This window comes from Plantibacter sp. PA-3-X8, assembly GCF_003856975.1.
Classification (GTDB): domain Bacteria; phylum Actinomycetota; class Actinomycetes; order Actinomycetales; family Microbacteriaceae; genus Plantibacter; species Plantibacter auratus.
The window spans coordinates 2,281,383-2,304,639 of record NZ_CP033107.1; the positions used below are offsets into that span (position 1 = coordinate 2,281,383).

At 70.2% G+C, this 23,257-nt stretch carries 24 protein-coding genes; 11 read left to right on the top strand and 13 right to left on the bottom strand.

Translation table 11 applies throughout. The features are described 5' to 3' along the window. Positions 1–16 precede the first annotated feature (16 nt). From EAO79_RS10835 to EAO79_RS10850, 4 genes are all read left to right on the top strand, one after another. The gene (locus EAO79_RS10835) at positions 17–799 is read left to right on the top strand and encodes an isoprenyl transferase (protein ID WP_064296447.1); all 783 of its coding nucleotides are present in this window, start codon (positions 17–19) and stop codon (positions 797–799) included. Next, on the top strand, positions 796–1,962 hold the full coding sequence (locus EAO79_RS10840; RefSeq protein WP_124768983.1) for an aminotransferase class V-fold PLP-dependent enzyme: 1,167 nt from the start codon (positions 796–798) through the stop codon (positions 1,960–1,962). Before EAO79_RS10835 ends, EAO79_RS10840 begins: the two co-directional genes overlap by 4 nt. Positions 1,963–2,306: 344 nt before the next feature. Continuing rightward, positions 2,307–3,590: a PhoH family protein gene (locus EAO79_RS10845; RefSeq protein ID WP_370282231.1), complete on the top strand. Its 1,284-nt coding sequence runs from the start codon at positions 2,307–2,309 to the stop codon at positions 3,588–3,590. A 100-nt stretch (positions 3,591–3,690) separates the two neighbouring features. Then, entirely contained in the window at positions 3,691–4,272 is a 582-nt protein-coding gene (locus EAO79_RS10850) for an A24 family peptidase (RefSeq protein ID WP_124768984.1), read from the top strand. 72 nt (positions 4,273–4,344) lie between these two features. Here the strand turns inward: EAO79_RS10850 and EAO79_RS10855 are convergent, their stop codons facing one another. The 5 genes from EAO79_RS10855 to xseA all read right to left on the bottom strand — a co-directional run bounded on the left by EAO79_RS10855 (position 4,345) and on the right by xseA (position 8,646). After that, the gene (locus EAO79_RS10855) at positions 4,345–5,748 is read right to left on the bottom strand and encodes an aspartate ammonia-lyase (protein WP_082455866.1); all 1,404 of its coding nucleotides are present in this window, start codon (positions 5,746–5,748) and stop codon (positions 4,345–4,347) included. A 62-nt stretch (positions 5,749–5,810) separates the two neighbouring features. Beyond that, entirely contained in the window at positions 5,811–6,452 is a 642-nt protein-coding gene (locus EAO79_RS10860; RefSeq protein WP_079705503.1) for a carbonic anhydrase, read from the bottom strand. Continuing rightward, on the bottom strand, positions 6,449–7,144 hold the full coding sequence (locus EAO79_RS10865) for a DUF4245 domain-containing protein (RefSeq protein WP_164486928.1): 696 nt from the start codon (positions 7,142–7,144) through the stop codon (positions 6,449–6,451). The genes EAO79_RS10860 and EAO79_RS10865 overlap by 4 nt, the downstream gene beginning before the upstream one ends. Next, positions 7,141–7,377, bottom strand: coding sequence for an exodeoxyribonuclease VII small subunit (locus tag EAO79_RS10870; RefSeq protein WP_064296575.1), 237 nt, complete (start codon positions 7,375–7,377; stop codon positions 7,141–7,143). The genes EAO79_RS10865 and EAO79_RS10870 overlap by 4 nt, the downstream gene beginning before the upstream one ends. Positions 7,378–7,386: 9 nt before the next feature. Then, positions 7,387–8,646, bottom strand: coding sequence for an exodeoxyribonuclease VII large subunit (gene xseA / locus EAO79_RS10875; protein ID WP_124768986.1), 1,260 nt, complete (start codon positions 8,644–8,646; stop codon positions 7,387–7,389). Positions 8,647–8,780: 134 nt separating this feature from the next. On the opposite strand from xseA, the gene EAO79_RS10880 reads away from it, so the two are divergent. Both EAO79_RS10880 and EAO79_RS10885 read left to right on the top strand, forming a co-directional pair. Next, positions 8,781–9,812 (top strand): 4-hydroxy-3-methylbut-2-enyl diphosphate reductase, encoded by a 1,032-nt coding sequence (locus EAO79_RS10880; RefSeq protein WP_071261248.1) that lies wholly within the window; start codon positions 8,781–8,783, stop codon positions 9,810–9,812. Continuing rightward, positions 9,809–10,417, top strand: coding sequence for a DUF6264 family protein (locus EAO79_RS10885; RefSeq protein WP_124768987.1), 609 nt, complete (start codon positions 9,809–9,811; stop codon positions 10,415–10,417). The genes EAO79_RS10880 and EAO79_RS10885 overlap by 4 nt, the downstream gene beginning before the upstream one ends. A 62-nt stretch (positions 10,418–10,479) precedes the next feature. On the opposite strand, the gene fbaA is transcribed toward EAO79_RS10885, so the two are convergent. Further along, a complete protein-coding gene (gene fbaA, locus EAO79_RS10890) occupies positions 10,480–11,505 on the bottom strand; it encodes a class II fructose-bisphosphate aldolase (protein WP_085510491.1) in 1,026 nt (341 codons plus the stop codon). A 76-nt stretch (positions 11,506–11,581) separates the two neighbouring features. On the opposite strand from fbaA, the gene EAO79_RS10895 reads away from it, so the two are divergent. Together EAO79_RS10895 and glpX are read left to right on the top strand one after the other, a co-directional pair. Beyond that, the gene (locus tag EAO79_RS10895; protein ID WP_124768988.1) at positions 11,582–12,577 is read left to right on the top strand and encodes a fructose-bisphosphatase class II; all 996 of its coding nucleotides are present in this window, start codon (positions 11,582–11,584) and stop codon (positions 12,575–12,577) included. 50 nt (positions 12,578–12,627) lie between these two features. Further along, on the top strand, positions 12,628–13,626 hold the full coding sequence (glpX, locus tag EAO79_RS10900) for a class II fructose-bisphosphatase (protein WP_064296437.1): 999 nt from the start codon (positions 12,628–12,630) through the stop codon (positions 13,624–13,626). Positions 13,627–13,705: 79 nt separating this feature from the next. Here glpX and rmuC read toward each other — a convergent pair whose 3' ends face one another. Then, the gene (gene rmuC, locus EAO79_RS10905) at positions 13,706–15,085 is read right to left on the bottom strand and encodes a DNA recombination protein RmuC (protein WP_124768989.1); all 1,380 of its coding nucleotides are present in this window, start codon (positions 15,083–15,085) and stop codon (positions 13,706–13,708) included. 58 nt (positions 15,086–15,143) lie between these two features. Further along, entirely contained in the window at positions 15,144–15,725 is a 582-nt protein-coding gene (locus tag EAO79_RS10910) for an exonuclease domain-containing protein (protein WP_064296572.1), read from the bottom strand. 132 nt (positions 15,726–15,857) lie between these two features. On the opposite strand from EAO79_RS10910, the gene ychF reads away from it, so the two are divergent. Next, on the top strand, positions 15,858–16,931 hold the full coding sequence (gene ychF / locus EAO79_RS10915; protein WP_124768990.1) for a redox-regulated ATPase YchF: 1,074 nt from the start codon (positions 15,858–15,860) through the stop codon (positions 16,929–16,931). A gap of 69 nt (positions 16,932–17,000) precedes the next feature. Here ychF and EAO79_RS10920 read toward each other — a convergent pair whose 3' ends face one another. Further along, positions 17,001–17,306, bottom strand: a complete 306-nt coding sequence (locus tag EAO79_RS10920; protein WP_079705511.1) for a hypothetical protein — start codon at positions 17,304–17,306, stop codon at positions 17,001–17,003. A gap of 29 nt (positions 17,307–17,335) precedes the next feature. Beyond that, positions 17,336–17,854 carry a hypothetical protein gene (locus tag EAO79_RS10925; protein WP_124768991.1) on the bottom strand — a complete coding sequence of 173 codons (519 nt, stop codon included), beginning with the start codon at positions 17,852–17,854 and terminating at the stop codon, positions 17,336–17,338. A gap of 135 nt (positions 17,855–17,989) precedes the next feature. Between EAO79_RS10925 and EAO79_RS10930 the strand changes: the two genes are divergently transcribed. Further along, positions 17,990–19,159, top strand: a complete 1,170-nt coding sequence (locus tag EAO79_RS10930; RefSeq protein ID WP_124768992.1) for a hypothetical protein — start codon at positions 17,990–17,992, stop codon at positions 19,157–19,159. A 13-nt stretch (positions 19,160–19,172) separates the two neighbouring features. On the opposite strand, the gene EAO79_RS10935 is transcribed toward EAO79_RS10930, so the two are convergent. Together EAO79_RS10935 and EAO79_RS10940 are read right to left on the bottom strand one after the other, a co-directional pair. After that, complete coding sequence (locus EAO79_RS10935; protein ID WP_124768993.1) at positions 19,173–19,520, bottom strand: LysR family transcriptional regulator; 348 nt, start codon at positions 19,518–19,520, stop codon at positions 19,173–19,175. Positions 19,521–19,566: 46 nt separating this feature from the next. Further along, positions 19,567–20,784: an ice-binding family protein gene (locus EAO79_RS10940; protein WP_164486929.1), complete on the bottom strand. Its 1,218-nt coding sequence runs from the start codon at positions 20,782–20,784 to the stop codon at positions 19,567–19,569. A 209-nt stretch (positions 20,785–20,993) separates the two neighbouring features. Here EAO79_RS10940 and EAO79_RS10945 point away from each other — a divergent pair, with 209 nt between their 5' ends. Beyond that, positions 20,994–22,649, top strand: coding sequence for an ABC-F family ATP-binding cassette domain-containing protein (locus EAO79_RS10945; RefSeq protein ID WP_124768995.1), 1,656 nt, complete (start codon positions 20,994–20,996; stop codon positions 22,647–22,649). 16 nt (positions 22,650–22,665) lie between these two features. On the opposite strand, the gene EAO79_RS10950 is transcribed toward EAO79_RS10945, so the two are convergent. Next, the gene (locus EAO79_RS10950) at positions 22,666–23,235 is read right to left on the bottom strand and encodes a carboxymuconolactone decarboxylase family protein (RefSeq protein WP_124768996.1); all 570 of its coding nucleotides are present in this window, start codon (positions 23,233–23,235) and stop codon (positions 22,666–22,668) included. Positions 23,236–23,257: the final 22 nt, after the last annotated feature.

A 23,257-nucleotide genomic window follows, 5' to 3' on the forward strand; every position in this document is an offset into this window, starting at 1 on the left:
CTAGCGTTGCAGGGTGATGACGAGGCATTCCGCACCGGTGGACGGCTTCCTGTACGGCGTCTACGCACGGCGCCTCCGGAAGGCGCTCACTCCGCAGACGCTGCCGCACCATGTCGCGATGATCATCGACGGCAACCGGCGGTGGGCCAAGCAGCTCGGGTACGACACAGCGGCGCACGGTCACCGGGCCGGTGCGGCGAAGATGCGCGAGTTCCTGACCTGGTGCGACGACCTCGGCATCGGCGTCGTCACCCTGTACCTGCTGTCGAGCGACAACCTGGTGAACCGCGCACCGGACGAGCTGGACGACCTCGTCGACATCATCGCCGACCTCGCCGAGGGGCTGTCGCACTACCGTGACTGGCGCGTGAAGCACGTCGGTTCGAGCGACGGTCTCCCGGAGTCGCTGCGCACGGCGTTGACGAGTGCGGAGGAGCGCACGGCCGACCGTGCCGGCATGCACATCAACCTCGCGGTCGGCTACGGCGGTCGCACGGAGATCGTGGACGCGATGCGCGCGATCGTCGCCAAGCACCACCTCGAGGGTCGGAGCCTGGAAGACCTCGCAGCGCTGCTCACCCCCGACCTCATCGGTGAGCACCTCTACACGGGAGGCCAGCCCGACCCCGACCTCGTCATCCGCACCAGCGGCGAACAGCGGATGAGCGACTTCATGCTCTGGCAGAGCGCCCACAGCGAGTTCTATTTCGTCGAGGCGCTCGGGCCCGACCTCCGCGAGGTCGACTTCCTCCGCGCCCTCCGCGACTTCTCCAGGCGGCAGCGGCGGTTCGGCGGATGAGCCGGTCCACGCCCGCCTCGGAGCCGGACGAGCCGGAGACGGCGTCCCGGTTGGAGACGTTCCAAGCGGGATTCGGTGAGGTCGACGGCTATCTCAACTACGGCAGTGTGGGTCCGTTGGCCGCGTCCGTCGTCCTCGAGGCCGCCCGCTGGAACGACGTGCTCGCGAGTGCGACGCCCGGCACGCTCGGCGCGGTCGACGGGCAGGACGAACGGATGCGGACCGCCGTCGGGACGCTCACCGGGTTCCGCGCCGAGCAGGTCGTCGCCCAGCCCAACACCTCGCAGGGCCTCATGCACGCGATGTTCGGTCTGAGCGGCACGGTCCTGCTCTCCCGCCTGGAATACCCCACGCTGCCGCTCGCCGCGGAGCGGGCCGCCGAGCACCGGCACCTGCTCAGGCCGAGATGGCTCGAGACGCGACGCGGGCACGTGACGGCCGAGAGCGTGCGCGAGCAGCTCGACGACGCCGTCACCGCCGTTGCCGTGAGCCTCGTCGACTACCGCACCGGCTACGTCTGCGACCTCGAAGCCGTCCGCGAGGTGATCGGCGACCGCCTCCTGATCGTCGACGCCATCCAGGGCTTCGGTGTGGTCGACGCCCCCTACGCCGTCGCCGACGTGGTCGCCTCGGGCGGGCAGAAGTGGATGCGGGCGGGCTGGGGCACCGGATTCCTCGCCCTGAGCGACCGCGCCGTCGAGCGACTCGAGCCGGTCTTCTCCGGCGTGACCGGCACCGACGAGCCCTGGCCGTTCAGCGCGACCCCGGCACCGAGCCGATCGGCGCGCGCGTACTCGATCACCAGGCCCGACCCGCTCGCGGCGGCACGGTTCGCGGCGTCGTTGGAGGACACGGTCGCCGTCGGCACCGCGACGGTCCACGCCGCGATCGCCGAGCTCACGGCCGAGGTGATCGAGCTCGCGGACGAGTTCGGCGTCGCGGTGGTCTCCTCGCGAGACGAGCACGAACGCGCGGGCATCGTCGTCCTGGAGCCGGAGGAGTCCGTCCTCGACACGCTGTGGACCTCGCTCGAGAACCACGGCGTCACCGCGACCATCCGCGCCGGGGCCGTGCGGCTCAGCGTGCACGCCGGTACCAGCCGGCAGACGCTGGACCAGCTGCGCGGTGCGCTGCTGTCGTTCGCGACGGCCGCGAGCTACTGAGCTGCCGTCCGACCACCGGCGGGCCAGAAGACGGCCCCCATCTGTTCACCTCCCCGTAACAGGACACGGGGCGTGTCGTCGCGTCGATGTCGGCGGCCGGACGTACGTTCATCTCATCGGGCATGGAGCCCGGTCGAGACGGCCACACAAGTTCGGCTCGAAACCCTGCAGGCGGCCGTTTCGCACAGTGATCCGAGCATCAGATGCTCGGGGTGGGAGTGGTTGTGGCCTCGCGAGAAATCCAGAACACGTCAGCCGGGACCGAGACGCGGGACGCGTCGACGAGACGGAGCCGGCGACCCGCCGACCACACGGCGAGCGGGGGGGATCAGGCGCAGGCCGAGATCACCTACGTGCTCGACACCTCCGTGCTGCTGTCGGATCCCAAGGCGCTCTTCCGGTTCGCCGAGCACGCCGTCGTCATCCCGGTCGTCGTCATCAGCGAGCTCGAGGGCAAGCGCAACGACCCCGAGATCGGCTACTTCGCACGTCAGGCACTCCGCATCCTCGACGAGCTCCGCATCGAGCACGAACGCCTCGACTTCCCGATCCCCGTCGGTGACGGCGGATCCCTGCGGGTCGAACTCAACCACTCGAGCATGGCCTCGCTGCCGTCCGGTCTCCAGCTCGGCGACAACGACTCGCGCATCCTCGCGGTCGCGCTGAACCTGGCGAACGACGGCCTGACGGTCACGGTCGTGTCCAAGGACCTGCCGCTGCGCGTCAAGGCGGCCTCCATCGGTCTGCAGGCGGAGGAGTACCGGGCGGAACTCGCGGTCGACTCCGGCTGGACGGGCATGTCCGAGATCACCCTCGGCTCCGAGGACATGAGCACGCTGTGGGAGCGCGAGGAGGGCACGACGCCGATCATCGAGGACCTGCCGATCAACACGGGCCTCGTGATCCACTCGGACCGGGGATCCGCACTCGGGCGGGTCACGGGCAAGCGCAGCTACAAGCTCGTCCGCGGCGACCGCGACGTCTTCGGTCTGCACGGACGCTCGGCCGAGCAGCGGCTCGCGATCGACCTCCTGCTCGACCCCGAGATCGGGATCCTCTCGCTGGGAGGTCGAGCCGGGACGGGGAAGTCCGCGCTCGCCCTCTGCGCGGGTCTGGAGGCCGTCCTCGAGCGACAGGCGCACAAGAAGATCATGGTGTTCCGCCCGCTGTACGCGGTCGGCGGCCAGGAGCTCGGGTACTTGCCCGGCGACCAGGGCGAGAAGATGAACCCCTGGGGACAGGCGATCTTCGACACGCTCGGCGCGGTCGTCTCGCAGAACGTGCTCGACGAGGTGGTCGAACGGGGCATCCTCGAGGTGCTCCCGCTGACGCACATCCGCGGCCGGTCGCTCCACGACGCCTTCGTGATCGTCGATGAGGCGCAGTCGCTCGAGCGCAACGTCCTCCTCACGGTCCTCAGCCGGATCGGGCAGAACTCGCGGGTCGTCCTCACGCACGACGTCGCCCAGCGCGACAACCTGCGCGTCGGCCGACACGACGGCGTCGCCTCGGTGATCGAGACGCTCAAGGGGCACCCGCTGTTCGCGCACGTCACGCTGACGCGCTCGGAGCGCTCGGCCATCGCGGCTCTCGTGACCGAAATGCTCGAAGGGAACGAGCTGGCCTAGCGGCCGTCGGCGGGGCTGGCTCGCAAGGCCCGCCCCGCCGACCCTGGCCGCCTGTGGAGAACGCTGCAGGCCGGCACGAGGATCCTCCTATCCTGACGGGATGCCCTCGCGACCGACCTCCTCCGGCAGGCGGCGCCGCCCGCGTGTCGCCACCGCGGCGATGGCCGGCTCGACGCTGCTGCTCGTAGCCGTCACCGTGGCCCGGCTCGGCCACGACCCGCGTCCGGTCGTCATCGTGCTCGTGTGGCTCGCCTGCATCACGCCGCCGCTCGTGTGGATCGACGTCGCGGAGCGGAGGCTCCCCAACCGTCTCGTGCTGCCGGCGCTCGCCATCGCGGTGCCGGTCACCGCGGTCGATGCCGCAGTGCGCCAGGTGGCCCCGCTCGAACCGCTCCTGATGGGGTTCGCGGTCGGCGCCGTCCTGTACGTGTGCGCCGTCTTCGGCGGGCTGGGCATGGGGGACGTGAAGCTCGGCGCGCTGCTCGGCCTCGCGGTCGGCTGCTTCGGGACGTCCGCGGTGCTGCTCTTCGCGGTGGTGTCGGTCTCCTCGGCCGGCCTCGCGGGTGCGGTCGTCGTGTTCCTCGCACGCTCACGTGGCGGCTCCGCCGGTTGGCGCACGCGCATCCCGTTCGGCCCGTTCCTGCTCCTCGGCTGCTGGAGCGCGATCGCCGTCTCGGCGTGACCACACGGACGGAGACGGCCACGGAACCGCGAGGGTTCCGGGGCCGTCCGGTCGTTCGACGAGCGGGTCGACTCAGCCGGGGTGCGTCATCGAGAGGACGTCGAGCGCCGTGTCGAGCTGCTCCTCCGTGATCTCGCCGCGTTCGACGAACCCGAGGTCGACGACGGCCTCGCGGACGGTCAGACCCTTGGCGACGGAGTGCTTGGCGATCTTCGCCGCCGACTCATAGCCGATGATCTTGTTCAGCGGGGTGACGATGGAGGGCGAGGAGCCGGCGAGTGCCGCAGCGCGGTCGAGGTTGGCCTCGAGGCCGTCGACGGTCTTGTCGGCGAGGACCCGGGTCGCGTTCGACAGGAGACGGATGCTCTCGAGGAGCGCCGTGCCCATGACCGGGATCGCGACGTTGAGCTCGAAGGAGCCCGAGGCGCCGGCCCAGGCGATGGTCGCGTCGTTGCCGATGACCCGGGCGCCGACCATCAGGACGGCCTCCGGGATCACGGGGTTCACCTTGCCGGGCATGATCGAGGATCCCGGCTGGAGGTCGGGGATGTGCAGCTCGCCGAGACCGGTGTTCGGGCCGGAGCCCATCCAGCGGAGGTCGTTGCAGATCTTCGTGAGGCTCACCGCGATGACCCGGAGGGCTCCCGAGGCGTCGACGAGTCCGTCACGAGCGCCCTGGGCCTCGAAGTGGTCCTGGGCCTCCGTGATCGGCAGCTCGGTCTCCTGCGCGAGCAGCTCGATGACGAGCTGGGGGAAGCCCTTCGGCGTGTTGATGCCGGTGCCCGTCGCGGTTCCACCGAGCGGGACCTCTGCGACGCGGGGGAGTGCCGTCCGCACCCGCTCGATGCCGAGCCGCATCTGGCGGGCGTAGCCGCCGAACTCCTGCCCGAGGGTGACGGGGGTGGCGTCCATGAGGTGCGTCCGGCCGGGCTTCACCGCGGTCTTCCACAGCTCGGCCTTGCGCTCGAGCGACACAGCCAGGTGGTCGAGGGCCGGGATGAGGTCATCGATGAGGGCGCTCGTGACCGCGATGTGCACCGAGGTCGGGAAGACGTCGTTGGAGGACTGCGAGGCGTTGACGTGGTCGTTGGGGTGCACCGGGCTGCCGAGGCGCGCGCTCGCGAGCGTCGCCAGGACCTCGTTCATGTTCATGTTCGACGAGGTGCCGCTGCCGGTCTGGTAGGTGTCGACCGGGAACTGCGCGTCGTGCGCGCCGGTGATGACCTCGTCGGCCGCTGCGGCGATCGCGTCGGCGACACCCTGGTCGAGGACGCCGAGCTTGGCGTTGGCGAGTGCCGCGGACTTCTTGATCCGGGCCAGCGAGGCGATCTGCGCCGACTCGAGTCCGCTGCCCGAGATCGGGAAGTTCTCGACGGCCCGCTGCGTCTGGGCGCCGTAGAGCGCGTTCGCGGGGACCCGCACCTCACCCATGGTGTCGTGTTCGATGCGGTACTCGGTTGCTGAGGTGTCTACCACGCTGTTCGTTCTCCTTCGTGCGATTGCGATGGTGGGTGCTGCGCCGGACGGCGAGCGGATGGTTATTCGGGGACCGTGACGTCGCCGATGACGATGTCGGCCATGGCGGTCCCCTCGAGGAGCTTGTAGTTCGCGCCGATGATGGCCACCGTGCCGGCGGCGACCGCGTCGCTGATGAGCTCGGACCTCGAGACGACCTCCATGACGGTACGCCGCAGGTGGCGGCGACCGACCTCCGAGGAGTCCACCGCGGCCGCGTCGATCGGGGCAGGTCCGGCGACGGCGCTCACCGCGGGGACGATCTGCTGGATGAGCCGGTCGATGTACGGCGGGAGCGGGACGGCGTCCTCCGCCTGCGAGTCGATCGCCGCGCGGACGGCACCGCACTCGTCGTGCGCGAGCACGAGGATGAGCGGGACCTGCAGGACGCCGACGGCGTACTCCAGGGTGCCGAGCACCGAGTCGGAGACGATCTGGCCGGCGTTGCGGACGACGAAGAGGTCGCCGAGTCCCTTGTCGAAGATGATCTCGGCCGCGAGACGGGAGTCGGAGCAGCCGAAGATGACGGCCTCCGGGGCCTGGGAGTGCGCGAGCGTGGCGCGGCGTTCGACGTCCTGCCGGGGGTGTGCGGGCTGACCGGCGACGAACCGCGCGTTACCGCGCTGCATCTCGCGCCAGACGGCACCGGGGCGCTTCTGGGTCATTCTGAGTCCGTTTCTGCGGGGGCGCCCGACGGGGCGTCGAGGTTGGCGGTGACCCCGGTGCGCACGGAGCGTGCGACATCGAGGACGTACTCGGACTTCGCCGTGCCGAACACGGCGATCGTGCTCCGACCGGCGACGGTCGACAGGGCGTACGCGACGTTGCCGTCGTCGGAGCCGCTGCCGTTCGCGTATTCGACCCACTCGACGCCGTCGATGGTGACGGTTCCGGTGGGCCGGGCTTCGTCGAGCTCGGCGAGGAGCCAGGTGTCGTTGGCGTCCACTCCTTGGACGAGGCCGACGAACTCGTCGTCGGGGGAGATGAGTCCGACGTTCCATGAGCGGATGTCGGGTGTGCCGGCGACCGGTGAGGCTGCGGTGCGGACGTCGGCGTAGTTGCTGCCCCACTCGTCGCCGAGCTCGGGGGTGAGGAGTGGGACGGGGAGGTCGGGCTGCGCCTGACCGGCGAGCTGCGCGTAGTCGACGGTCGGGCGTTCCGGGGCCTCGCCTCGGGGCACGGCGAGCACGATCACGACCACGAGGCCGACCGTGGCCAGGAGCGACAGGACGAGGTTGTTGACGGTCTTGCGCGAGCGGTACAGGCGGGAGTTCTCCGCCTTGCGGTCGGCGGTCTCCTGCGGCGTCTCGGGGCGGCCGAGCTCGGCCACGACGCGCGGCGGCTTGGTGTCCTTCACCGCGATGCGTCCGGAGTGCCGGATCCGAGCTGGGCGGCGCGAGCCGCGTCCAGCCGTGCCTTCGCGCCGATCAGCCACTCCTCGCAGCGCTGGGCGAGCTGTTCGCCGCGCTCCCAGAGCCGGAGGGAGTCCTCGAGCGACGCCGAGCCCTGCTCCAGCTCGGACACGACACGCACGAGCTCGTCGCGTGCCTGCTCATAGCTGAGCTCCTGGACATCGGAGGGGGTTGGCATGCTTCTATCCTATTCGTCGTCGGTCCGGGCGGCAGCCGTGGCCGGGCCGGTACTGGAGGCGCCGATCGCGCCGGAGGCGAGGGTGACCAGGAGCTCCGTCCCGGCGGGGGCGTCGCCCTCCGCGCGGATGACCGCGCCGCCCGGGACGCCGGCCTCCGGGTCCGCTCGCTGGACGATGGCGTAGCCGCGGTCGAGCGTGCGCTGCGGCGACAGGGCGCGGAGGTGTGCGCGGAGTTCCGTGACCTCGCGCTGGGAGCGCTCGACGGCGCGGTCGATGAGCTCGGCACCCCTCGCGACCGTGCGGGTCAGCTCGTCGGCCCGTGAGTCGACGATCCAGGACGGGTCGGCGAGCACGGGACGGGTGCGGAGGGTCGCGAGTCGGTCGATCTCGTGACCGAGCAACGAGGTCACCCGGGAGGACAACCGGACGCGGGCCTGCTGCACGCGAGCGAACTCCTCCGCGACGTCGGGGACGACCCGCTTGGCGGCGTCGGTCGGTGTGGAGGCGCGGAGGTCGGCGACGTCGTCGAGCAGTGGGCGGTCCGCCTCGTGGCCGATGGCGCTCACGAGGGGCGTGGTGCAGGCGGCCGCGGCTCGGACCACGCGTTCGTCGCTGAACCCGAGGAGGTTCTGGAAGTCGCCGCCCCCACGCGCGACGATGATGACGTCGACCTCGGGGTCGGCGTCGAGCGTCTGGAGAGCGCTCACGACGTCGCCGGGGGTGCGGTCACCCTGGACGGCTGCGTGGACGACGCGGAACCGGACCGACGGCCAGCGCAGCTCCGCGTTGCGCAGGACGTCCTTCTCGGCGTCGGAGTCCTTGCCGGTGACCAGCCCGATGCACTGCGGAAGGAACGGGAGCGGCCGCTTGCGCGACGCGTCGAAGAGCCCCTCGTCGGCGAGCTGCCGACGGAGTCGTTCGAGTCGCTCGAGGAGGTCGCCGATGCCGACGTGCTTCATCGCCATGACCTGCATGGTGAGCGTGCCGCCCTTGAGCCAGTAGTTCGGCTTGACCAACGCGATCACGTGGTCGCCCTGCTTGAGGTCGGCGGGGATCTTCGCGCGGACTGACGACCAGATGGTGAACCCGACCGTCGCATCGATCTCGAGGTCTTTGAGCTTGCCGTAGACGTTGCCGCCCGAGGCGCCCCACTGCGTGATCTCGCCCTCGACCCAGACCGTGCCGAGGCGGTCGATGTAGTCGCGGAGCTTCGTGCCGAGGAGCGCGACCGGCCAGGGGGCTTCCATGGTGGCCGGTGCATCGCTCATCCCTCAAGCCTAGCCGCGAGCACCGACGGCGCGGGGTCGCGGACCACCCGACCGTTCACGGCCGACTCCCGAGCGCTGCCGCGTAGAATCCACACGTGACCGATCTCCGCGACGCCCCAGCCATCGGCCTCGGCATGCCGAGGCTCCGACGCATCGCCGGACGCCTCGCAGACCTCCCCGTCGCCGGCGAGAAGCGCGTCCTGCTCGCCGCCCCTCGTGGTTACTGCGCCGGCGTGGACCGCGCGGTCGTCGCCGTCGAGAAGGCGCTCGAGCACTATGGCGCGCCGGTGTACGTCCGGAAGCAGATCGTCCACAACGTGCACGTCGTCGATCAGCTCGAGGCCCAGGGCGCGGTGTTCGTGGAGGAGGTCGACGAGGTGCCGTCCGGCGCGCACATCGTCTTCAGTGCGCATGGCGTCTCGCCAGCTGTGGTCGATGCCGCCGCCGACCGCGGACTGCTCGCGATCGACGCCACCTGCCCGCTCGTCACCAAGGTGCACCGCGAGGCCGTACGCTTCGCCCGCGACGACTACGAGATCCTGCTCATCGGACACGAGGGGCACGAGGAGGTCGAGGGGACGGCCGGTGAAGCGCCCGACCACGTCACGCTCGTGACGAGCCCGGAAGCCGTCGACGACCTCGTCGTCGCCGACCCCGACAAAGTCGTGTGGCTCTCGCAGACCACGCTGTCGGTGGACGAGACCATGGAGACGGTCCGCCGCCTGCGCGAGCGGTTCCCGAAGCTCCAGGATCCGCCGAGCGACGACATCTGCTACGCGACCCAGAACCGTCAGGTCGCCATCAAGAAGGTGGCCCAGGACGCTGACCTCGTGATCGTGGTCGGGTCGGCGAACTCCTCGAACTCGGTGCGCCTCGTGGAGGTCGCCCTCGAGTACGGCGCGAAGGCCGCCTACCGCGTCGACTACGCGCACGAGATCCAGCAGGCCTGGCTCGACGGCGTCGTCACGGTCGGTGTCACCAGCGGCGCCTCCGTGCCGGAGGTCCTCGTCGACGAGGTCCTCGAAGAACTCTCCGGAGCCGGCTACGGCGCGGTGCAGGAAGTCAAGACGGCCGAGGAGGACCTCATGTTCTCCCTGCCGAAGGAGCTGCGCAAAGACCTTGCCGGCACGACCGATCCGCGCGCCCTGGGAGGGCGTCGACCATGAGCGAATCCCGCCCCCGTCCGCAGTTCGGTGAGTACGCGCCCCCCGAGGAGCAGCGTGCCCGGATCGCCGAGCCCATCGACGAACAGCGGGCGGAGGAGCTCGGCATCGCAACGGTCGTCCCCGTCGAACGGCAACCGCGGCAGCAGCAGGAGCCGACCCTCCGCGAGCAGACGCGTGAGCAGGCGCATGAGCCTGGGGTGGTGCAGCCGGGCGCTCCGACCGTGGCCGCCCGACGACCCGTCGCCGGAGACCGGATCGCGACGTCTATCCTGCTCGGACTCGGCCTCGTCGGCCTGATCGTGACCATGCCGGGTCTGCTCGACCTCCCCGGCCTGATCCGCCCTGCACTCGTGCAGATGGGTGTCTCGGGGTACTCCTCGGACGGTCTCGCGAGCGCCATGGGCATCCTGGCGCTCGGTCTCCAGATCGCCCTGTGGGTGGGCGCCATCATCCTGTCGAGCCGGTCCCTCCGCGCGGGTCGACTGACCTTCTGGATCCCGCTCGTCGCCGGTGTCGCAGCGAACCTGGTCGTGGTGATCTGTCTCGCCGTGGCCATGGGGGCCGACCCGGCGTTCATGGAGTACGTCCGCTCGCAGCAGCCGTAGTCGTCCACACACGAAGAACGGGCCCGGCAGCGATGCCGGGCCCGTTCTGTTGGTGCAGGTGACTAGGAGGTGCTGGTGCCGTACGAGCCGAGCTGCTTCGTCGACTCCAGGACGCGAGCGGCCATCGCCGACTCGGCGACTTTGCCCCAGGCGCGCGGGTCGTACACCTTCTTGTTGCCGACCTCGCCGTCGAGCTTCAGCACACCCTCGTAGTTCGAGAGCATGTAGCCGGCGATCGAGCGGGTGAACGCGTACTGCGTGTCGGTGTCGATGTTCATCTTGACGACACCGTTCGCGACGGCCTCGGCGATCTCGGCGTCGGTGGAACCCGACCCGCCGTGGAAGACGAGGTCGAGCGGCTTGGGGCCGTGGCCGTACTTGGCGGTGAGGCCGTCCTGGATGGTCTTCAGCAGTTCGGGCTGGAGCTTGACGTTGCCGGGCTTGTAGACGCCGTGCACGTTGCCGAAGGTGAGGGCGGCCATGTAGCGACCCTGCTCGCCGAGGCCGAGCGCCTCGACGGTCGCGATGGCGTCGTCGAGCGTGGTGTACAGGTGCTCGTTGATGTCGTGGCTGACGCCGTCCTCTTCGCCGCCGACGACGCCGATCTCGACCTCGAGGATGGCGTTGATGGCCTTGGTGCGCTTCAGCATCTCGGTCGCGATCTCGAGGTTCTCCGTGAGCGGGACCGCCGAGCCGTCCCACATGTGGGACTGGAAGATCGGGTTGCGACCGGCCTTGACCTCTTCTTCGGAGGCGGCGATGAGCGGCATGACGAAGCCGTCGAGCGCGTCCTTCGGGCAGTGGTCGGTGTGGAGCGCGACGGTGACGGGGTAGTTCTTGGCGACCTCGGTCGCGAACTTCGCGAAGGCGATCGCGCCGGCGGCACGGTTCTTCACGGTGTGGCCGGCGAAGTAGTCGGCGCCGCCCGTGGTGACCTGGATGATGCCGTCGGAACCGGCCTCGGTGAGGCCCTGGAGGACGGAGTTGATGGTCTGGCTGCTCGAGACGTTGAACGCCGGGTACGCGAACCCGTTCGACTTCGCCTTGTCGAGCATCGCTGCGTACTGTTCCGGGGTGGCGACGGGCATGTCTTCTCCTTGCGTGGGGACGATTCGCCTTGAAGTCTAGTGACTCGGGCTCCGAGGCATACGGCACGATGGGGACATGATCGAGCGCACTCCGGACACCGACCTCCTCGACGGCTTCCTCGACGCCACGAGGGCCGCGGCTGCCGCCGTCGCGGGTCTCGTCGGAGGTGGAGACGGCATGCGCATCGACGGGGTCGCCGTCGATGCGCTCCGCCGAGCGCTCGAATCGCTCCCGGTCGACGGGCGCGTCGTCGTGGGGGAGGGCGAGAAGGACCGGGCGCCCATGCTCTTCGTCGGGGAACGTTTCGGCACGGGAGCGGGGCCGGCGATCGACCTCGCCGTCGACCCCGTGGACGGCACGAAGCTCGCTGCCTCCGGGAAGCCGGACTCCGTCGCCGTGATCGCCATCGCCCCGCGCGGTGCGATGTTCGACATCGGCCCGGCGTACTACCTCGAGAAGCTCGTCGCCGCCGGCGGGGGACGCGAGTTGTCGCTGGCCGACCCGATCGCGGTGACCCTCGACCGGCCCGCGGCCCGGCTGGGGCGGCCGGTCGAGCAGCTGCGGGTCGCGGTCCAGGACCGTCCGCGGAACGCGGCGACCGCCCAGGCCGTGACCGCCGCCGGTGCCGAGCTCGTGAGCTTCATGGACGGCGACGTCGCCCTGTCCCTGCGGGCCGCGGCCGCCGACGGCGACCTCGATCTGCTCCTCGGTGTGGGAGGAGCCCCCGAGGGCATCCTCACGGCTGCCGCGGTCCGGGCCCTCGGTGGTTGGATGACAGCGCGCTTCGCACCGCAGTCGCCGGAGGAACGTGCGCGGCTCGCCGAGGCCAGGACCGATCTCGATCGCGAGGTCCCGCTCGACGAACTCTGCCGCGATGACGCCTGGCTGCTGCTCAGCGCCGTCACGTCGACCGCGCTCGCCGCCGGAGCCGAACTCGCCGGAGTCCGGGTCGAAGCGGACGGCGGTGTCATGGTCGAGTCCGCCGTCGTCGGTCCCGGAAGCCCGCTGACGAGGTCACGGAAGCGCCTCGATCGAGACGCACCCAGCGGCCTTCCCAGCCCGGTTCGATAGGCTGAAACCCTCATCCACCGAAGCGTCGTGTCCCACGAGGCGAGCGATCCATGGAGGATCCAGTGACCCAGCCTGAAACCGGCTCCCACTATCTGCAGCCCGACCGCAACCTCGCCATGGAGCTCGTAAGAGCGACGGAGGCCGCCGCGATCCGGGCGGCGCCGTTCATCGGGCGAGGCGACAAGAACGCCGCCGACGGCGCAGCGGTCGACGCCATGCGCGCCTTCCTCGGCACCGTCAACTTCGACGGCGTGGTCGTCATCGGCGAGGGCGAGAAGGATGAAGCGCCCATGCTGTTCAACGGCGAGCATGTCGGCAACGGCCGCGGCCCGTCCTGCGACATCGCCGTCGACCCGATCGACGGCACGAGCCTCACCGCCGCAGGCCGCCAGAACGCCCTCTCCGTCATCGCCGTGTCCGACCGCGGCAGCATGTTCGACCCGTCCGCGGTGTTCTACATGGACAAGATCGTCACCGGCGCCGACGGCATCGGTGTCGTCGACATCAGCCAGTCCATCGGCGACAACATCCGCGAGCTCGCGAAGGCCAAGGGCAAGCAGCCCGAGGACATCCGCGTCGCCGTCCTCGACCGACCGCGCCACGCGCAGCTCATCGAGGAGATCCGCGCGGCGGGTGCCGGGACGCGTCTGCTGCTCGACGGCGACGTCGCGGGTGGCATCAACGCCGCGCGCTACGACTCGCGGATCGACATGTGCGTCGGCATCGGCGGCACGCCTGAGGGCATCATCACCGCGTGTGCGGTGAAGGCGCTCGGCGGGCTCATCCAGGGCAAGCTCATGCCGAAGGACGACGCCGAGCGTGAGCGTGCGCTCGCGGCCGGTCACGACCTCGACCGCGTCCTCGGCGCGAACGACCTCGTCCGCGGCGACAACACGTACTTCGTCGCGACGGGCGTCACCCACGGTGAACTCGTCGACGGTGTGCAGCGCAAGGGGCCGATCATCCGCACCGAGAGCCTCGTGCTGCGGTCGCGTTCCGGCACCATCCGTCGCGTCGAGGCGGACCACCTCGCGGCGAAGTGGCTGTAGCTGTTCCTCCAGCAGAGCGAAGCGCCCGGTTCCACCTCGCGGTGGGGCCGGGCGCTTCGTCGTGCGGTGCTCGTGCAGGTCAGTCCTGGAGCCGGTGCGCGAGCCGGGCCTCGAGCTCGCTCGGCTCGCCATCGGACGGCTCCGGCGAGGGCTGCGCCTCCGGTGCGGTGAGGCGCTTCGGTGAGGCGTCGCTCTGGCTCACCTGACCGATGACCGTCGCCTCGTCGAGGGCGTCGAGCTTGCGCGCCGTGACGAGGACGCGGGTCTCGAACGACGAGGCGAACTGGTTGTAGTTGGTGACCGTGCTCTCGATGGACCGGCGCAGGCGGTCGGCGTGGTCAGACAGCGTCGAGAGCCGTTGGTAGAGCTCCTTGCCGAGGTCGAACAGTCGCTTCGCGTCCTCGGTGAGGACGTCCTGCTGCCAGGTGAACGCGACCGTCTTGAGGACCGCCCACAGGTTGACGGGGGAGGCGAGGGCGACCCGTTTGCCGAAGGCGTAGTCGAGCAGGCTCGCGTCGGCCTCGAGCGCTGCGGCGAGGAGCGACTCGCTCGGGATGAAGCAGATCACGAACTCCGGGCTCGACTCGAGGCCGCGCCAGTAGCCCTTCGCCGCAAGGGCGTCGACGTGCGACCGCACGGCCTTCACGTGCTGCGCGAGGAGGGCGGTACGTCGTGCGGCTTCCTCGCCTGTCGCCGTGACGGGGATGGTGCTGGCTTCGAGGTACTGCGCGAACGGCACCTTCGCGTCGACCGCGATCGACTTGCCGCCGGGGAGTCGCACGACCATGTCGGGTCGGCCGATGCCGTTGTCGGACGTGATGCTCGACTGCAGGTCGAAGTCGACGCGCTGCGTGAGGCCCGCGGCTTCCACGACGTTCCGGAGCTGGGTCTCGCCCCAGACGCCGCGGGTGGCGTTGTTGCGGAGCGCCGAGGCGAGCGACTCCGTCGTGGACCGCAGGCGTTCCTCGGACTCCGAAGCCGTCTTCAGTTGTTGGGCGAGCTCACCGTGCTGGCGGCTGCGCTGCTGCTCGAGTTCCGCGACCTTCGCCTGCATGTGCTCGAGGCTGTGCTGCACGGGCGCGAGGGCCTGCAGGACCTGGCTCTCCTCGTGTTCCTGGCGCGATCGTCGTTCGGCGTCGGCGCGGTGGCGTTCGGCGAGCTCGCGGTACTGCTCGCGCTGGGCGTTCAGCTCGCGCCCGAGACCGTCGGCAGTGGCGTCGAGTGCGGCGAGTTCTGCGCGCAGCGCGGCCCGGAGTTCCGCCTCCCGGGCGGACGCATCGGCGAGGAGTTGCGCCTGCTGGCCGCGGAGGTCGGCGAGCTGGGCGGTGTGCCTGGCCTCGAGCAGCGCCGGGTCGACCGACCCCGCGCGGGCGCGCCGCTGCAGCAGGAGGACCGCCACGGCTGCGCCGATGACGAGTCCGATGAGGAGGCCGATCCCGAGGGCGAGTGCGCTGTCCATGCCCTCAGTGTGTCGCGGGCCGCCGACATCGCTCGGAGGCCGCGCGGCGACCGCGCGCTCAGGCGGCGACAGCTGTCCCGATCCGGCCGATCTTCACGCTCGTGAGCTGCGCGAGTTCGGCGATCGAGGAAGCTCCATGGCGGGCGGCGGCGTGGATGATGATGTGCGCGGAGGCCTCGGCGTCGCCGGTGGCGTCGTGGTGCTGGAAGTCGTCGAACCCGGCGGCGAGGGCCGCCACGGGGAGCCGGTAGGAGTCGAGCTGATACGTCTTGCGGGCGACGTTGAGGCTGCACAGGTAGCTGAGGTCGGGGCAGTCGAGGCCGGTGGCGGCGCAGCCACCGCGGATGACGCCCATGTCGAAGCCGGCGTTGTGGGCGACGAGGGCGTCACCCTGGGCGAAGTCGAGCAGGGTGTCGAGCTGGTCCGCCCAACCCGGCGCACCGAGGACGTCGGTCGCGACGATCCCGTGGATGCGCGTGTTCCACTCGAGGAACGCGTCGTGTCCGGCGGGGGGCTGGATGAGCCAGCCCGCGCGGTCGACGACGATGCCGTCGCGGACCCTGACGAGGCCCACGCTGCAGGCGGAGGCGGATGACGAGTTCGCGGTCTCGAAGTCGATGGCGGTGAAATCCAGTGGCACGTCCTCACCCTCGCACCAGCGTCCGACACCGCTCGGGTGGCACGCCGCAACCCGCTCGATCGACGGTGCCGATCCGTGCCCGGAGCGGAGGCGCGACCCACGGGGACGCGCGGACAAGTACGATAGACCCTCGTGGCTCTTACTCTCGGCATCGTCGGCCTGCCCAACGTCGGCAAGTCCACCCTGTTCAACGCGCTCACGCGCAACAACGTGCTCGCAGCGAACTATCCGTTCGCGACGATCGAGCCGAACGTCGGCGTGGTCGAACTGCCCGACGCCCGGCTCGGCAAGCTCGCGGAGATCTTCGGCAGCGAGCGCATTCTGCCCGCCGCGGTGTCCTTCGTCGACATCGCCGGCATCGTCAAGGGCGCGAGCGAGGGGGAGGGGCTCGGCAACAAGTTCCTCGCGAACATCCGTGAGGCCGACGCCATCGCGCAGGTCGTCCGCGGCTTCGCCGACCCCGACGTCGTGCACGTCGACGGCGATGTGAACCCGGCCTCCGACATGGAGACCATCAACACCGAGCTCATCCTCGCCGACCTCGAGACGCTCGAGAAGGCCGTCACCCGGTTCGAGAAGGAGGTCAAGGGCAAGAAGCTCGACCCCTCCGTCCTCACGGCGGCGAAGGAGGCGCAGGACGCGCTGAACGCCGGCACCCCGCTCTCGGCGACGAAGATCGACCTCGCGCCCATCAAGGAGCTCGGTCTCCTCACGGCCAAGCCGTTCATCTACGTGTTCAACGTCGACGAGGACGTCCTGCAGGACCAGGCGAAGCTCGACGAGCTGGCCGCCCTCGTGGCACCGGCGAAGGCCGTCTTCCTCGACGCCAAGCTCGAGTCGGAGCTCGTCGACCTCGACGAGGACGACGCCCGTGAGATGCTCGAGTCGACCGGCCAGACCGAGTCCGGCCTCGACCAGCTCGCACGCATTGGCTTCGCGACGCTCGGTCTCCAGACCTACCTCACGGCGGGTCCGAAGGAGTCGCGTGCGTGGACGATCCCGCAGGGTGCCAAGGCGCCCCAGGCGGCCGGCGTCATCCACACGGACTTCGAGAAGGGCTTCATCAAGGCCGAGGTCATCTCGTTCGACGACCTCGTCGAGACCGGCTCCGTCGCTGAGGCCCGCTCCAAGGGCAAGGCCCGCATGGAGGGCAAGGACTACGTCATGCAGGACGGCGACGTCGTGGAGTTCCGCTTCAACGTCTAGCCCGTCGAAAGCGCACGTCTCGTCGTCGACCAGCCCCCACGTCGACGGAAAGAGCACTTTCGGTCGTGGTCACCGCTTCCGCCGCTGTTCCGCGATCCACGTGTGATCGGCGATCGCGGCTGAGACGGCTTCGCGATACTGCGCGCCGTCTGCACTGCGGTACAGATCCCTGCTGAAGAACGGCGACTCACTCCGGTAGGGCGCACTGTTGTGGATGCGTCCGGCGAGGTCGGACAGGACATCGTGGTCGCCCGCGAGGTAGGCGGCGAGCTCGGTGTCGTTCAGCCGGATGAGCGCGGAATCGTCGATGAGGGCGCTGTAGCTGTACCTCGCGTCGAGGTAGAGCGAACCCTCCTGCTCGACGAGGAACCACATTCCTGGTTCATGGTCGACGTAGCGCACCGTCACCACCAGCGCTTGGCGCGGGGGACCAGGCCCGCGAGGGCTGCGAGCCCGGCGAACGCGCTGACCACCCCGAGGAAGCCCAGAGGGGTGTCGCGGAGCGGGCCGATGACGAGCAGGGCGCCGACTCCGAGCGCTGCCACGCCGAACCCGATGCGCCAGCGTCGCCCGGCTTTCGCCGATGGGCGGCGGCCGGGCAGGTCGGAGGGTCGCGGGCGCGCCCGGCGTCGAACGCTCAGCGGCGGTCCGCCGTCCTCGGGTCCGTCGACGGCACGACCGAACCCGTCGATCCACGGACCGGCACCGACCTCGGGGCAGCGGTCGTGGACGTTCGTGTCGCGGGTCGAGGCATCCGCCGGATGGGCAGGCATGGCTGCGGCGAGATCCACGTCGAACCTGACGGAACCGTCCGGCAGGAGGGCGTCGTAGCCGACGAACCGCAGCGGCCGTCGGCGCCATCTCGACGAGCCACGGAACGCCGTCGCGCGGACGGCGACGGGACGGTCGGGCGATTCGCGCATGGATCGATGGTGGCACATCCGGTCTCCGTGGTTCAGCACCCTGATGCTTCCGACGTCCCTGCCGCCAGCGCGGTCGTGCTCCGGCGGTACGCTCGATGAGGCGCCACCCGAACGGGCGCCTGGGGGAGGCCACGGGTGACGATCGATCTGGCGAGCATGCTGGTGGTGGCGGTGATCGTCTGCGCCGCGTGCGGGATCTTCTACGGACTCGACAGTGCGCGAACCCTCGCCGGACGCCACATGGCAGCCTGGATGTCCGGATTCGCCACCACCCTGCTCTCCGCGGTCAGCTATCTCGCCGCTACGCTCAACGGCGACTCGGTATGGATCGTCGCCGTCGCCAATGCCGCCATGGTCGCCTCGATCGCCGCCCTGTGGGTCGGGTGCCGGCTGTTCAACGGTCGACGCAGCCTCGTGCTGCTCGGCACCCTCTTCGTCGGCGTGACGGCGATCTCCGCCGTCCTCGACCCCACTGACGACCCGGAGTGGGCCGGCACCATCGCTCGGCTCATCTCGCTCACCATGCTGTCGCTCCTGGTCGCGTACGAGGCGCGACGGGGGCGGATGCGAACGGCACCGGCGTCACTGGTGCTCGTCGTGGTCATGATCCTGCACGCGGTGTTCACCGCCGTGCGCCTCGCGGTCTACCTCACGGCGGGTCCTCACTCGGAGATCTTCGAGCGGCTGTTCAGCACGCCCATCGTGACCTACATGAACCTCGTGTTCGTCGTCGCGATCGCCGTCGGCCTCGTCCTCCTGCGCTCCTGGGAGCGCAAGCAGCGCCTCTCCTCGGAGCGGGTGGGCGTCCGCGCGGTGGGGCGCCGGGCGTTCATCGCCGAGGCGACCCGACTCCGCGATGGGCAGCAACCCGATCGTCGCCTCGCGATCCTCGTGGTGGCCATCGACGGCTACGGCGACCTCCGCCGCGCCTACGGGATGGCGACGGCGGGGGAGCTGGAGGCACTGCTCGCAGCCGCGGTCTTCCGTGAGCTGCCGGCCGGGTCCGTCTGCACCCGCGTGTGGAGCGGGACGATCCTCGTGGCCACGTCGGTCGAATCGGGGCCGACCGGCCTCTCGGGTCTCCACGACCTCGCGGCACCGATCGCCGCAGGCTACCGGGAGGCCGTGACGCAGCAGCTCGACGGTTTCGCGGGCGCTGCCAACCTCGGTGTCGCGGTGGATTCGGCCGCGCCGACGCCCGTCGAGACCCTCGTGTCGATCGCACGGACGGCCCGAGCCGACGCGGAGCGGCGAGGCGAATCGGTGCGGGTCGTCGAGTCCGCGTCGGAGACGCAGGACCGCTGACGGCGGGTGCGGCTCAGCGACCCTGGCGCTTCTTGTACGGCAGCGGCTCGCCCTTGACCTTTGGCGCGCGGCCCTTGCCCTTGTTCGCTTTGGCTTTGCCGCCCGGCGCGGGAGCCGACTTCGCTGCTGCTGCCGCAGAGGCGTCGAGTTGGCGACGCGCCTCGATGAGGAACGCGTGGCCGGCGTCCGTCAGCTGCGTGGATTCCACGTCACGGGCGAACAGTTCCGCTCCGACGCTCTCCTCGAGCTTCCGGACGTCGGCGACGACGGTGCTCCGTGGCACACCGAGCGCCTTGGCCGCCTTCGCGAAGTGGAGGGTCTCCGCGGAGGCGACGAAGGAGCGCAGCTGCTTGTGATCCATGCCCTCAGCCTACGGTGACGGCGTCAGGCTGCCGACCAGTGTCGCGTCAGCCACCCAGCTGGTCGCGTCGGCGACGCCGCACGATCACCGAGGCGATACCCGCGAGCAGGCCGAGGCCGAGCAGGGAGCCGGCTGCGATGGCGAGCGTGGATCCCTGGAACCCGGTGTCGGGGAGCCTCGTGATGTCTCCGGCCGGAACCGCCGGCTGACCGGGGACCTGCGGGGTGCCTGGCGGGACGATGACGATCGTCGATTCGATGGAATCGTCGGGCGCGCCGCCGTTACTCGCGGTGATGGTGACCGTGTAGGTCCCGGGCGTCGTGGGCGTGCCGGTCACGCCACCGGTCACGCTGTCGAGGACGAGTCCCGGGGGCAGGGCACCCGAGGTGACCGTGTACGTGGCGTCGGGGCTGCCGGTGGAGGTGACCGTACTGTCGTAGGTCGTGCCGACGGTGCCGCCGGGGAGCGGAGCGGAGGTGATCTCCGGGCTCGTCGTGACCTCGGAGCCGCTGCCGTCGTCGCAGCCGGTCGGCCGGTTGATGACGGTGTTGATGAGCGTCACGGCGCCGGTGGACGCGAGGAGACGTCCCTCGACGACCGTGCCCGATCCCGTGGAGATGGACGTGTCGGCGAGGACCGTGCCGACGAAGGGAGCGCCGGCGTCCAGCGTTGCCGAGCTGCCGACGCGCCAGAACACGTTGCAGGCGCTCGCGCCGCCGGCGAGGATGATCGATGCACCGGTGAAGGTGTCCAGCCTGCTCGCCGCCTGGAAGACCCAGACCGACTCCGCCGTACCGGTGAGCGTCAGGTTCCCGGACAGGGAGATCACGCCGCCGGAGTAGACGCCTGGGGTGAGGTTCAGGCCGGTGAGTTCACCGACGCCCTGCGTGGTCGGGGTCAGACTGGAAGCGACACCCATCGCGGTGAGGAGATCGTTCTGCGCAAGGGCGGCGGGCTCGTTCGTCACGTTCTGTGTGCCGTTGACGATGCCCGGCGGGAAGCCCGTCACGGAGCTCTCCGGGCTCAGCCCGAGGTCGCCGTTGATCGTGGTCGCGCCGGTGTTGGTGACGGCCGATGCGGCGAGGACGCCGTAGCCGGCTGCCGTGCCCAGGTTGATCGGGCCGTCGATCGTGGTCGCGGCGTTCGCCGGTCCGGCACCGATGGCCAGGAGTCCGACGGTCACGACTGCCGCTGCGGCGAAGAGCCGTGGGCGAGTGCGAGCGGGTCTGGCGCTGCGGGCGGGTGGAGAGAGTTCGAGGCGCATGAAGGCCCCTTCCGTGTGGGAGGGGCGCGAAGCCAAAGAGGATGGCGACATCAACCGCAACTGCTCCCTGTGTAACACCTTCGGGGGGTGCCCAGTCGGTTAGTGCGGAACGCGTACCCGATCGTGATGTCGTGCTATTCGCGGGCGGGCGCGAGGGTGGCGCGGAATGAACGGTCTCCTGCGCTCGGCCCGAGTGAGACGATTGACCCATGACTGCAACGCTCGTGGCCCAAGGCCTGGCCGGAGGACACGGCCACCGCACCCTGTTCGACGGCCTCGATCTGACGGTGGCGCCGGGCGACGTCATCGGCGTCGTCGGGATGAACGGAGCGGGGAAGTCGACGCTGCTGCAGCTCCTCGGCGGCTCGCTCGAACCGCAGGCCGGCACGATCACGCTGTCGCCGTCAGACGCCTTCGTGGGCGCGCTCCCGCAGGAACACGAGCGCGTCATCGGTGAGAGCGTCGCCGCCTACATCGCCCGGCGCACCGGCTGTGCTGCGGCGACCGAGGCGATGGACGCGGCCGCCGCGGCGCTCGCCGAACCCCCGCAGGCCGGCGCGGACCCCGCGGACGTCTACTCCGCCGCCCTCGACCGCTGGTTGGCGAGCGGCGCGGCCGATCTCGAGGAGCGGATCCCCGCGGTCCTCGCCGACCTCGGGCTGGACCTCGACGCGGATGTCACGACCACGATGATGACCTCACTGTCCGGTGGGCAGGCCGCTCGCGTCGGACTGGCGGCGCTACTGCTGTCGCGATTCGACATCGTCCTCCTCGACGAACCGACCAACGACCTCGACCTGGACGGCTTGGAGCGGCTCGAACGCTTCGTGCAGGGATTGCGCGGAGGTGTGGTGCTCGTCAGCCACGACCGCGAGTTCCTCGCCCGCTGCGTCACGCGCGTCCTCGAACTCGACCTCGCGCAGCAGAGCAACCGGGTCTTCGGGGGCGGATACGAGGCCTACCTCGAGGAGCGCGAGGTCGCCAGGCGGCACGCCCGCGACGCCTATGACGAGTTCGCCGACAAGAAGGCGGATCTCGTCGGTCGCGCCCGGGTGCAGCGGGAGTGGTCCAGCCAGGGCGTGCGGAACGCGATGAAGAAGGCGCCCGACAACGACAAGATCCGGCGGAAGGCCTCGGCGGAGTCCTCGGAGAAGCAGGCCCAGAAGGTCCGGCAGATGGAGAGCCGCATCGCTCGGCTGGACGAGGTCGAGGAACCACGCAAGGAGTGGCAGCTGCAGTTCACGATCGGCAGCGCACCGCGCTCGAGCACGGTCGTCGCGACGCTCTCCGAGGCCGTCGTCCGGCAGGGCGACTTCCAGCTCGGCCCCCTGTCGCTCCAGGTGAACGTGGGCGATCGCATCGGCATCACGGGGCCCAACGGCGCCGGCAAGTCCACCCTGCTCGCAACGCTGCTCGGTCGTCGCGAACCCGACGCGGGCAGCGCGAGCCTCGGCTCCAGTGTGCGGATCGGCGAGATCGACCAAGCCCGCTCATTGCTCGTCGGCTCGGAGCCACTCGCCGACCGCTTCGAGGCGATCGTGCCCGACCTCAGCCCGGGAGAGGTCAGGACGCTGCTGGCGAAGTTCGGGCTGAAGGCCGACCACGTGAACCGGCCCGTCGACGAGTTGTCGCCGGGGGAGCGCACCCGCGCCGGGCTCGCCGTGCTCCAGGCGACGGGGATCAACCTGCTGGTCTTGGACGAGCCGACGAACCACCTCGACCTCGCAGCCATCGAACAGCTCGAGGAGGCACTCGAGAGCTACGACGGAACACTCCTCCTCGTCACCCACGACCGCCGCATGCTCGACACCGTCCGAATCGAACGGCGATGGGTCGTCGAGGCCGGCCAGGTCTCGGAGCGCTAGCCCGCGGCGTCGCGGCTCAGAGGCCGCGGACGAGCGCGTCACGCAGTTCGGGTCCGATGTCCTCGGGAACGTCGACGTCGACTGCAAGCGCCTGGATCGCCCGGCTGTAGTAGTTGCGGGCGGCCGCAGCGAGGGTGATGTCGAGGATCTCCCGGTCGGAGAAGCCGTGCTGGCGCAGGATCAGGCTGTCGGCGTCGGTCATCCGGTCCGAGTCGCGACCCACTCGTTCCGCGTAGGCCATCATCGCGACCTCCGCGGGGCTCAGGCCGGCGTCGCGATAGTCCGCCGCGATGCGCACGAGCTGGTCCTCCTCGAACAGCGACAGCGATCTCCGGCCGTGAGCGAGACGGCAATGCCGTGACCGCGTCCCTCGCGCCGCGGCGAGCGTCACGAGCTCGTAGCGTCGCAGGCCGAGCGGTCGGGCGATCTCACCGATCAGCGCCTCCCACGCGGCGTAGGCCCCGGGGTTCAACGCCATCACCTTCGTGTGCGCCGCGACGAATCCCTGGTCGGCGATGTCGTCGTCATACATCGCGGCCGTCGTCGCATCGGCATCGGCTTCGGGAATGGTGCGGAGGATCGACATGTCGGCCACCTCGTCGGAACGG